The 10,557-nt window shown below is 67.3% G+C and carries 8 protein-coding genes; all 8 read left to right on the top strand.

The annotated features are described in order from the left end of the window. The first annotated feature begins 1 nt into the window (after position 1). Genes AC1DEK_RS06100 through AC1DEK_RS06065 form a run of 8 tightly spaced genes read left to right on the top strand, consistent with a single transcriptional unit; the run spans position 2 to position 10,556 of the window. Positions 2–2,107, top strand: coding sequence for a phage tail protein (locus AC1DEK_RS06100; protein WP_478124318.1), 2,106 nt, complete (start codon positions 2–4; stop codon positions 2,105–2,107). A gap of 20 nt (positions 2,108–2,127) precedes the next feature. Continuing rightward, positions 2,128–2,913: a hypothetical protein gene (locus tag AC1DEK_RS06095; RefSeq protein ID WP_478124317.1), complete on the top strand. Its 786-nt coding sequence runs from the start codon at positions 2,128–2,130 to the stop codon at positions 2,911–2,913. Between the two features lie 11 nt (positions 2,914–2,924). Further along, positions 2,925–3,830, top strand: a complete 906-nt coding sequence (locus AC1DEK_RS06090; RefSeq protein ID WP_478124316.1) for a hypothetical protein — start codon at positions 2,925–2,927, stop codon at positions 3,828–3,830. 35 nt (positions 3,831–3,865) lie between these two features. Continuing rightward, a complete protein-coding gene (locus AC1DEK_RS06085; protein WP_478124315.1) occupies positions 3,866–6,493 on the top strand; it encodes an eCIS core domain-containing protein in 2,628 nt (875 codons plus the stop codon). Between the two features lie 3 nt (positions 6,494–6,496). Further along, the gene (locus tag AC1DEK_RS06080) at positions 6,497–8,590 is read left to right on the top strand and encodes an eCIS core domain-containing protein (RefSeq protein WP_478124314.1); all 2,094 of its coding nucleotides are present in this window, start codon (positions 6,497–6,499) and stop codon (positions 8,588–8,590) included. Continuing rightward, complete coding sequence (locus tag AC1DEK_RS06075; protein ID WP_478124313.1) at positions 8,587–9,174, top strand: HEAT repeat domain-containing protein; 588 nt, start codon at positions 8,587–8,589, stop codon at positions 9,172–9,174. Before AC1DEK_RS06080 ends, AC1DEK_RS06075 begins: the two co-directional genes overlap by 4 nt. Then, entirely contained in the window at positions 9,171–10,295 is a 1,125-nt protein-coding gene (locus tag AC1DEK_RS06070) for a prolipoprotein diacylglyceryl transferase family protein (protein ID WP_478124312.1), read from the top strand. Before AC1DEK_RS06075 ends, AC1DEK_RS06070 begins: the two co-directional genes overlap by 4 nt. A 12-nt stretch (positions 10,296–10,307) precedes the next feature. Then, entirely contained in the window at positions 10,308–10,556 is a 249-nt protein-coding gene (locus AC1DEK_RS06065) for a hypothetical protein (RefSeq protein ID WP_478124311.1), read from the top strand. The last annotated feature ends 1 nt before the right edge of the window (position 10,557 follow it).

The following is a 10,557-nucleotide window of genomic DNA, read 5'->3' as shown; positions in this document are numbered from 1 at the left end:
CATGGACCAGGACACCCACCCTTTCCGCCACCTGAACGACGACGGCCTCTGGCCGCGCTTTCACTGGCAAGGACTCACGCTCGGCGAGGACGGTGCGTTGCGCCTCCCGGGACTGCCCGCCTTCGACGGCGTACCACCGGCGATGCCGCAAGCATCGAACACGCAGCCACCGGCCGCAGGCCTCGCGGTCGACGCGGACGGCTCGGTCTACATCAGCGATCCGGCGAACGACGACATCTGCCGTCTCGATGGCTGCTTCGGAGAAGTCGACCCCGCGCCCTGCATCGGCGGCCACGGATCTGGCGACGCGCAGTTCGACCGTCCCTCGGGCCTGGCGATCGCGCCGAAGCGGCATGCGCTGTATGTGGCGGACGCCGGCAATGGCCGCGTGCAGATATTCGACCTGGACTCGATGGCACTGTCGGAAGTGCTGGATGGATTCGTGACGCCTCTTTCGTTGGCGCTGGACGAGGAAGGCCGCCTGTACGTGGTCGATACCGGAGCGAAACGCGTCGACCTGTTCAGCACTTCGGCCGACAAGCAGCCTGCCTTCGGCGACATGGTCGCAGCGAGCGGCCATGCGGGCGACCCTTGCGCGGTCGCCTGCGAAAGGAAGTGGGTGTACGTGCTCGACGGGTCCACGCACGAGCTGTGCGTCTTCTCGCAGGACGCCCTGGTGGAGGTCGTGGTCACCGGCATCGCGGCGGCGAGCGTCTTCACCGTGATCGACGGCGCGATCTACCTGGGCGACCCGAACCGTCGGCGCATTGCCGTGTGGCAACGCGACCAGGCCGGCAAGTACCGGTACGTGGGCGACGCGGCCGACTACGACGGGCCGGTGGCAGCCCTTGCGTCTGACGGCGCGGGCGGACTGCTGGTGTCGCCCGGCGGCTGCGTCGCGCACTTCCGGTTGCGACTCGACGCCAGCCATGCGACCGAAGGCTGGCTCTGGAGCGATGCCATCTACTTCGACACGCTCACGCATGACTGGAACCGTCTGCATGCCGACATCGACCTCCCTGACGGCAGCCATGTGCAGTTCTTCGCCTTCACCGGCGCTCGCGGAACGCCACCTCCGCCGCCATCGCCGGAAGGCATCTTCGGCGCACCGTGGCGCGCAGTCGGCAGCGATGTGACCGACTTCTTCATCGATCTCATCGGCAATTCGAAGCAGGAGGCGCTCTGGCTGGGCGCGCGCTTCGCCAACGAACTGCATTCGACGCCGGTGCTGTCGCAGGCGAGGGTCGACTTCGACCAGACGAGCTACCTTCTGGCGCTGCCTGCGATCTACCGCGAGTCCCGCGAATGCGGGAATTTCCTGCAGCGCTATCTGAGCCTCTTCGAGAGCTTCTTTGACGAGCTCGAAGCAAAGGTCGACGGGCTGCCGGCGCTACTCGACCCGGCCGCGGCACCGCCCGATGCGCTGCCCTGGCTGGCCGGCTTCCTCGCGCTGCCGCTGCCCGAAGTGCAGGCGGAAAAGACACAGCGCGAATCCATCGCAAGTGCCTTTGCACGCTACGCCAGGCGCGGCACGGTCGCGGGGCTGCGCGAGACCCTGCGCGAAGAGGCGGGCGTGCGCGCGCTGATCGACGAGCCGCTACAGGCCATGGCCTGGTGGGGATTGCCCGCGCCGTCCACGTCGTGCAAACCCGGCGAGGCCGGCACCTGGACGGACGGAGGCGACTCCATCCTCGGCTTCAACACCGTGCTCGCAGACGCCGAGCCGCAGGGCGCGGTGGTCGGCACCACGGCCACGTTCGACCGCTCGCAACTCATCACGCAGGACGACTTCGGAACGCCGCTCTTCGAGGCGGCCGCCTACCGCTTCCTTGTGCGGCTCTATCCGGGCGACCTGCATTGCGCCGGCAAGCTCGAAGAGGTGCGCGCCATCGTCGAACGCGAGAAGCCGGCGCACACGCTCTACGACCTGTGCGTGATCGAGTCGGGCCTGCGCGTGGGCTACCAGGCCTGCCTGGGCATCGACACCCTGCTCGGTGGCGGTCCGGCCGAGCCGGGCCTGCTGGGCGATGGCGCCCTGGTACTGGGCGGGCAGCCGCGCGCGCGGCTCGGCATGGACAGCCGCGTGGGCGAAGGCGCACAACTTTGATGGACACCAGGAGAAACGACATGCAAGACGATTCGGTCGAATGCGATGCGCTGAGAAGCTTTTCTCGCCCGCGCTACTTCTACGGTCAACTGCTCGACGTTCGTCATTTCGAATCCGAGCAGGCCTACTTCAAGCGCAAGCAATGGATGCGCAACCGGCTGGTCGACGGCTTCGGCGTCGTGTGCGGGCTCGACGTGCAGGTGGGCGACGACGAGCACAGCGTGGTCGTGCTGCCCGGGCTCGCGCTCGACAGGCAAGGGCGCGAGATCGTCATGCCGGCGCGCAGCAAGCCGCTCGCGATTCCTGCGCGCGCAGCACCCGAAGGCGCGCCATCCGGCAACAACGGTGGCAGCAACTACGGCAACGAGGACCATTGCGACGATGACTGGGTGCACCTCGTCATCTGCTACGAGGAATGCAAGGCCGACCCCGAACCCGTGATGTCAGGCGGCTGCGACACCACCTCGCGCTGTTCACCGGGCGCGATCCGCGAGGGCTACTCGTTGTCGCTGCAACCGGGCAAGGCGCCCGACATCCCGCTCGATTCCGTCATCCAGGGGCTCGTCAAGGGCAACAACATCAACTACCGCGCGCTGGTCGAATGGGTCAGCGCGCCCTGCGATTGCGACAGCGGGCCGGGCTGCATCACGCTCGCCAACATTCATCTTCCCGCGACGGACAAGACGCTGGAGCCCTCGGACATCGACATCTCGGTGCGGCCGATCGTCTACAGCCTCGATCTGCTCTGGGAACTGGTGCTGGCGCTCAGCCACGACGCTCCCAACCGCCGCTCCGGCAAGAACTGAAAGGAAGCAACATGTCCACCATGACGGCAACCAAGTCGATCGGCGGCTGCGGATGCGGCGGAGGGTGCGGAGGCGGGTGCGGATGCACGTCCACCTCATCGGCGGGCGGCATCACCGGCCGTGGAAGCATCGAGCGGCCGCGTTTCTTTCCACGCCAACTGGTCACGCCCGACGACCTCACGCTCGGCCAGGAATACTTCCGCAACAAGCTGCGCCGCATGAATCGCTATCTGCACGGCTGGGGCGTGGTGTGCGGCGCGAAGGTCGAGATAAGCAGCAAGCCGTGGATGGTGATCGTGCATCCCGGCTACATCCTGGGTCCGCATGGCGACGAGATCGTGATCGAGCAGGACGTCTGCTTCGACCTTCGCACGCGCTGCACGTCCGGTGGCGCAGACGCCTGCGACGACGTCGTGATCGATCCCCTGTGCCCCGATCGCATCGTCGACACGGGTCGCACCGGGAACGCGCCGCTCTACATTGCGCTTCGCTACAAGGAAGTGCCTGCACGGCCGGTTCGCGTGGCGCCAGTGGGTTGCGGCTGCGACGACACGAGCTGCGAGTTTTCGCGCTGGCAGGACGGCTATGAAATATGCGTGCTCGATGCCTGCCCCGACTCGCACGCCCAGCCGCCGAGCCTCGACCAATTCGCGAAGCCGACGACCATCCCGGAATGTCCGCCGTGTCCGACCGAGCCGTGGGTGGTGCTCGCGATCGCGACGGTCGACGGCCAGGGCAGAGTAGTCTCGATCGACAACTGCGGGTGCCGCCGCATGGTGCGCACGCTCGCACCATACTGGTGGCAGTGCTCGGATCCGGTGGTGCAGGCGCCTGCGCCAACGCCTGCGCCAGTGCCGGCACCGGCACCCGCGCCGGTGCCGGGAACGAACAACACGCCCGGTCGTCCTCCCGGCTGAAGCCCAGGCGATACGGCGGAGAGAAATGCGCCACGATGAGCCAGTCCCATAGAACCGCAGTCCAGGCAGCAAGCCCGCAGCGCGGTGCGTTGGGCGGCGTGCCGGGCGCTCGCGTGTCGCAATTCAGCGAGGCCGTCGGTCCTGCCAACGATGCATTCGAGCAGGAGGCCGATCGAATCGCGGACGCAGTTCTGCACGGCGGGCGCTGGCATCCGCCGAGGCAGGGAGGATGGTCCGCGGCCAGTGGGCCCGACGGCCAGGGCGCGCCGATCCGTCGCGCACCGAAGGCGGTCGCGGAACAAGCGCCGATTGCCGCGCCGGAACCGGCCGCGCCTGCGCGTGCACCCCAGCCCGCAGCCGCCGTGACCGATGCGGCACCTGTGCTGCTGGTGGCGGACGATGCCGAGGTCACGCGGGGACAAATGCGCAAGAGCGAATTCATGAAGGCCTTGCGCGCCGGCATCTGCGCCTCCGTCGACGCGGCGCTGGCCGGCACCGGACGCGACTCGCAGGGTTGTCCGTGGATCGACCACTGGCTCGGCTACTACGAAGCACGCGGCGCCGCTGACATCGAGCGCGCGCTGCTGCGCTATGCACCCGAGGCAGCCGGCGCATCGAGCGCCTCGCAATACATCCGGGTCGTCTCCGCCCGCGTCAGCGTCAGCGCACGGCGATGGGCGAATACGGGAGAAGTCACCGGGCTGCCCGAGGAAGCGCCGGCCGGAGGCGCTGCTGGCGGCCTGCTCGCGGGTGTCGGCGCGATGTTCTTCAAGGCGCGCTCGGGTGGCGCACAGGCCGCCGACCCGGTCTCCGTGCGCGAGGAACTCGGGCGCGGAGAGTCGCTTGGCAGCGGCTTGCGCTCGCGCATGGAAGGCGCGTTCGGCACCAGCTTCGCCGCCGTGCGGATGCATACGGATGGCGCGGCCGCGCGAATGTCGAACCGGCTCAATGCGCGTGCCTTCGCGGTGGGCCCGCACGTGGCCTTTGGGGCCGGCGAGTTCCAGCCGGGCACGCTGGCAGGCGATGCACTCATTGCGCATGAGCTGGCGCATGTGGTGCAGCAGGGGCATGCGGCGACGGCGCTCGATGGGCGCGCCGATGCGCGTGGAGCGGCTGCCTCGACCGAAGCGCTGGAGCAGGACGCGGACCGCTCGGCGGCTGGTGCGGCGGCGGCGCTTTGGGGCGCGGGATCGTTCTCCGAGTTGCGCAGCCAGGCCAGGCCGCGCATGCGCTCGGGGCTCAGCCTGCAGCGCTGTGGCGGCGGCCAAAAGGCCGCGGCAGGTCCGCAAGTGAAGGTCAAGCTGTCACCGGCGCAAGAGCGCCAGGATTCGATTGCCGGTGCCAGCGAGCGGCTGCGCGACGTCGACAAGTGGGTCTCGTTGCAGCAAAAGGTGCAGAAGGTCCCTGACATCAAGGGAGTGAGCAAGCTCGACAACGAACAAGCCACCAACGTCGCGACGGCCATCCAGCTGTTGACGAAGGCCAGTGCGCTCTCCGGGGCAAAGGCCCTGGACCCGTTGCGGCCCAAGCTCAAGGACGTGCTCGACCAGACTAAGGTCGCCAACAACCCGAAGACCGGGTACGGACCGCAGGACGACGCATTGGCGAGCAAGCACGCACTGAACCTGGCGATCACCGCATCGAATGAACTCGACGAGCTGGTCGTGAAGGCCAGCGCCTTCGTGGACGTGAAGGACATCAAGAAGGACTCCGACGCCATCGCCACGGCGCTCGCAGGGGCCCAGTCCAATCCCGGCACCATTGCGGACGCGAAGGACGAGGTCGAGAAGCGCGTCAAGTCGATCGGCAAGCAGATCACGGAAATCCAGTCGCGCGACACCGAGACGCCCAAGGCCATGGAGCACGTGATCTTCGTGCTGCGCAGCTTTCTCGCGCTCAATGCGCCCGCGCGCGGAAAGGCGCCGAGCGAGGAAGAGATCAAGACCTTCACGAGCGAAGCGCACAACCTGCAGCACGACTTCGGCGTCGTCTTCGGCGAAGGCAAGGTGGTGCAGGGCTTCGATGCGTTCCTGCTCTACGCGGACCTGCTCGAGAAGCAACTCGCGGTGCGCGCAAAGATGGCGCAGGCCAAGGTCGCTGCCAAGCCCATACCGACACAAGGCAACGCAGAGGACTATTTCAAGTCACTCAAAGGCAAGAAGAATGACGAAGTGTTCGCGGCCTACACGGACTATGCAAGTGCCTTCTTCTTCCATGGACAGGTGGCAACGCTCGCCGACATGGACGTGGTCGATGTGTCGGAGCTCTACAAGACCCAGCTCTCGGTGTTTGGTGTGCGAAGACTGGTCTGTACGGGCTACGCGCTGCTCGGCGCACACCTGATGGTGGAAGCTGGCGCTTCGCTCAGGGAGTTCGTGGTGGCCGTGCGCGCGACCGACACGGACATTGCCGCGAACAAGATCGATGAAGGCCACGCCCTGGCCCACCTGACGCGGCAGGGAAAGCACTTCTGGGTATCGAACCACCTGATCGTGATGACCGAGAACGACGGTATCGGACCGAATGCCGTGGCCTGGGAAAAGAAGGATGCGCCGCTGCACAAGCACAGCGGCCCGACGCTGAAGGCCGCGAACCAGGCCCTGGCGGATGCGCTGGCCGGCGGCGGGCGACGACCTGCCCAGCCGGGCGGGCGAAGGAGGTAGGCAATGGCCACGAAGAGAGCACCCGCCGATTCGAAGGCCGCGAACCGTTCGACGGCGGCGCGCGGCCTGCCACAGCGCAGCTTCGTCGAGCCCGTGGGACGCTTCGACGATGCGGCCGAAGTGCAAGCACACCGTATCGCCGATGCGGTGGGGCGCAGTGACTTCCACGGCTTGCCCGAGACGGGATGGTCGGCAGCTTCCGGGGCCGGTGTGCCGACGATCAGGCGCGCGCCCAAGGACGAGCCACCGCCCGCAAAGGCACCCGCGCCACCCCCTGCCGCTGTGCAGGACCTGTCGCAAGAAAAAGGGCAGGAAAAGGGGCAGCAGCCGGCCGCCGACCAGGCTTCGCACCTGCTGGCAGAGGACGATGCGACCGTCGCGCGCGGACAGATGCGAAAGAGCGAATTCCTGGCCCGCCTGCGCGAGTCCGTTTGCAGCGCCGTCGACGAGGGTCTGAGCGGCACTGGCCGGGATTCGCAGGGCTGTCCGTGGATCGACCACTGGCTCGACTACTACGCGGAGCGCAACGCGTCGCAAATCGAGGTCTCGCTTCGCCGCTATGCCCCCGAGGCACGCAACGCGGCAAGCGCCGACGCTTACATCGGTATCGTTGCCGCAAGAGTGCATCGAAGCGCGGTGACCTTTGCCCGCACCGGGCAGGTCGTCGGCATTCCGCAGGACCTGCCCGCGGGCGTCATGCCCGGCGGCGAGATGCTCGATGCCTTCGGCGGCATGTTCTTCAAGGCACGTCCTGGCGGGCCGCGTGCGGCGAAGCCGCCCGGCTCGATCCACGAGGAACTGGGCGAAGGACGGCAGTTGCCGGCAGACGTGCGCGGCCGCATGGAGCCGGTGTTCGGCACGAGCTTCGCGGATGTGCGGCTGCATGCGGACGAAAAGGGCGCGCGGTTGTCGGACCAACTGAATGCGCACGCGTTCACGGTCGGCCGCCATGTCGCCTTCGGTGCCGGGGAATTTCGGCCCGGCACGGTCGCGGGGGACGCCCTGATCGCGCACGAACTGGCCCATGTGGTCCAGCAAGGAAGCAGCACGGCATCGAGCCCGATGACGAAATCGAACGACGGCGCGGGCAGGCTTGAAGCGGACGCCGATCGCTCGGCCGCCGCAGCGGTCGAGTCGCTCTGGGACCGGACGCGCACGTCCACGGGCGATGTGCGCAGGAACGCCGTGCCGCGCATCCGGACCGGACTGCGCCTGAGTCGGTGCGGCAAGAGCGAACGACAAAAGGAGATCGAGCGCCTGGGCAAGCTCCAGGGCGGCTACATGGAGGACAAGCGCAAGGCCGAGGAGGCTCGCCTCAAGAAGGAAGCGGAGGACGAAGCGAAGAAGAATGGCTTGCCACCGCCGGCCAAGGCGCCGAAGGTGGAACTCGAGGACGTCGTCAAGAAGGACGTGGATGAACACAGCCTCAAGGCGAGTCCGACCACGTCCTGGGACACCGCCGACCAGCCGGCATGGAAGAAGCGTGCCGCTGCCGCATGGGCCAGCGTGGTGGCGAGCGTGAAGGGCACCGAGCTTGAAAAAGTTGCAAAGGGCGTCACGTTCAACTTCGATCCGGCGGCGGCGCTCAAGGGCGGCTTCTATGCCTCGCAGAACGGCAACACGTTGACGGTGGGCATGTCGTGGGTTCAGATCGCCGAGCAGGACCCGAAGAACGTATGGGAAAACCTGGCCCATGAGATGGCGGGGCACCTGCAATACGGCACGACCTATTCGAGCGAAATCATGGACGCTGCACTTTCGCCGCTGTCCGCCGACGAGCGCAAGCGAGTGATCGGCGACCCGCAGAAGTTCTTCGAAGCCTACAAATACCCCGAAACCGAAATTTACGCGTCGCTCTGGCAGCGCCGATACCGTGTACCGCCAGGCGGCGGCAAGGAGCTTCCGTCCGGCGGGATCCATCCGGATGACAACATCGTGAAGAGGCTGAAAGTCATGAAGGACGTACTGCACCCCGATGTCGCGAGGGCCGTGCTCAAGGAGCTGAAGCGACGCGTCGATGCCAACGACGAGATCCTCCAGCGCGACAAGGACTTCTTCGTGCTGAAGGTCAAGGAAATCATGGGGATCAGCCTATGACCGCCGAACAGGGTGACGCGCAACTCGATCGTCTTGCGAGCGATGCCGCGTCGATCTACGAGGATGCGTTCCGGTGGTTCCGGGCGCAGGGGCCTGCGGCTGCACCGTTGCTGCTGCGGGGGCTGGGCGATCGCACCCTGGGGCCGACCGGCCGCTGGCGCATTCTGCTGTTGTTGCGGGAGCTTGCCTTGCCTTCGACGCTGTCGGGAGTGCTGGGCGCCTTTCGCGAGGCATTGGCCCAACGCGATCCGGTCGTGCTCCCGGGCGCGATGGAAGCCGTGGCCGCCATCGACACGGAGGAGGCGATCTCCGCGCTGGTCGAGGTGCTGGATTGCGGCAACGCGGATTTCGTGAATCACGCCGCCGTGCTGCTGGGCGATCGGGTGGCCGGGCAGGGCAGTGGCGCAGCGACCGCGCAGTCGGCGATCATGGGCCTGCTTGCAAGTCCTGTGGCGGCGTCACGCGCAAGCGCGGTGCGCGGCCTGCTTCGTGCCGGCACGCCGCTCGCGATCGACGCACTGCGACGACACCGCGCGACCGAGCCCGATCCCCAGGTGCTTGAATTGCTGAAGGGGGCCCGGTGAACCGCCGTCCACCGTCCGGCTGGCCGCGACCGCGCATGCGGCTGCTGGGCCGCGACTGGAGCAGCTTTCAGGTGTGCGGGATGACGGGTCTCGTGCTCGGCGCCTCGCTGGCGATGTGGCTGGCGGGGCAGACGGGTCTGTCGCGTACCGTGCTGTGCGGCCTGCTTGGCGTGGCGGCGATCGTGTTCCTCACGCTGGCGATGGCGACCAAGGTGCTCACCGGGAGGGAGTCGCTCGTCTACTACCACCACGAGATAGCGATCCTCGCGTGCTGCGCCTTGGTCCTCCGTACCCGTGGGCTGCCGGTGTTGCCGTACCTTGACCTCACGGCACTCGGCCTGGGCGTGTTCCTGGCGTGCGGGCGCCAGGGCTGCCTGATGGTGGGATGCTGCCACGGCAAGCCGCATGCGTTCGGCGTCGCCTACAGCGAGGCCCATGCCGACGAAGGCTTTCCGCATCGTTATGTCGGTGTCCGTCTGTTTCCGGTGCAGGCCCTCGAATCGCTGCTGGTGCTGGCCATCGTCTGCGGCGGCACGCTGCTCGTGCTGCAAGGCTGGGCGCCCGGGACGGCACTGTCGTGGTATGTCGCCACGTACTCGACCCTGCGCATCTGGCTGGAGGAACTGCGCGGCGACGCGCTGCGGCCTTACTGGCACAGGCTCTCCGAAGCGCAATGGACCTCGATGCTCATTCTCTCCGGCGTCGTGATCGGCGAGTGGCAGGGGCGCCTGCCGATGTCGCCATGGCATCTCGCCATGCTCGTGTTTGCTGTGTTGTCGATGGCCTGGCTCGCTATCGGACGGTCTCCTCTCCGCATGCTTGGGCTGGCCGGCCACGCGGGCGAGATCGCCGACATCGTGCAGGCGGCGCCATCTTCGGCGCGGTGCATCGATGTCAGGCGCACCTCGTTGGCGATCTGCCTCTCCACGCAAACGCTGGAAGACTCTCAAGCCCTCCTGGTTTCCTTGTCCCGGGCCGACAGGCGGCTCACGGCGGATGAAGCACGTACGCTCGCGCGGCTGATTGCGCGCCTGGCCTTTGCCGGCACCAGCCGCCGTCGAGAACTGCTGGACAGCCGACGCGGCGTGTTCCATTTGATCCTGCGCGGCGAGTCGCGCTGAACGGAGGCTTGGATGGATGACCCGTTGAGAGCCGGGAGTGGGGGCCGGCCCTTGCCACCCCGCACGGTCCTGCGTCTTCAGCAAACGCTGGGCAATCGCGAGGTCGCGCGCCTGCTGGCGGTTTCTCCGTCCTCGACGACATGCGCGAGCGCGACACAACAGGCGCTGTGCGCGCCGGCAGTGGTGCCCCGGGTGCCGCTGAGAGCCCGCCTCGCGATCGCCTGGGGACGGATGACAGGCGACAAAGCCGAGAAGGACTGAC

Source organism: Variovorax sp. 10N420, assembly GCF_056394705.1.
Note: the sequence above shows the minus strand (reverse complement) of the source record. Positions and strands in the feature narration are given on the sequence as shown.

What these genes read in the sequence shown, in the direction of transcription:
- AC1DEK_RS06100 (WP_478124318.1), top strand. Translation starts at nt 2, where the DNA reads ATGGACCAGGACACCCACCCTTTCCGCCACCTGAACGACGACGGCCTC.
- AC1DEK_RS06095 (WP_478124317.1), top strand. Translation starts at nt 2,128, where the DNA reads ATGCAAGACGATTCGGTCGAATGCGATGCGCTGAGAAGCTTTTCTCGC.
- AC1DEK_RS06090 (WP_478124316.1), top strand. Translation starts at nt 2,925, where the DNA reads ATGTCCACCATGACGGCAACCAAGTCGATCGGCGGCTGCGGATGCGGC.
- AC1DEK_RS06085 (WP_478124315.1), top strand. Translation starts at nt 3,866, where the DNA reads ATGAGCCAGTCCCATAGAACCGCAGTCCAGGCAGCAAGCCCGCAGCGC.
- AC1DEK_RS06080 (WP_478124314.1), top strand. Translation starts at nt 6,497, where the DNA reads ATGGCCACGAAGAGAGCACCCGCCGATTCGAAGGCCGCGAACCGTTCG.
- AC1DEK_RS06075 (WP_478124313.1), top strand. Translation starts at nt 8,587, where the DNA reads ATGACCGCCGAACAGGGTGACGCGCAACTCGATCGTCTTGCGAGCGAT.
- AC1DEK_RS06065 (WP_478124311.1), top strand. Translation starts at nt 10,308, where the DNA reads ATGGATGACCCGTTGAGAGCCGGGAGTGGGGGCCGGCCCTTGCCACCC.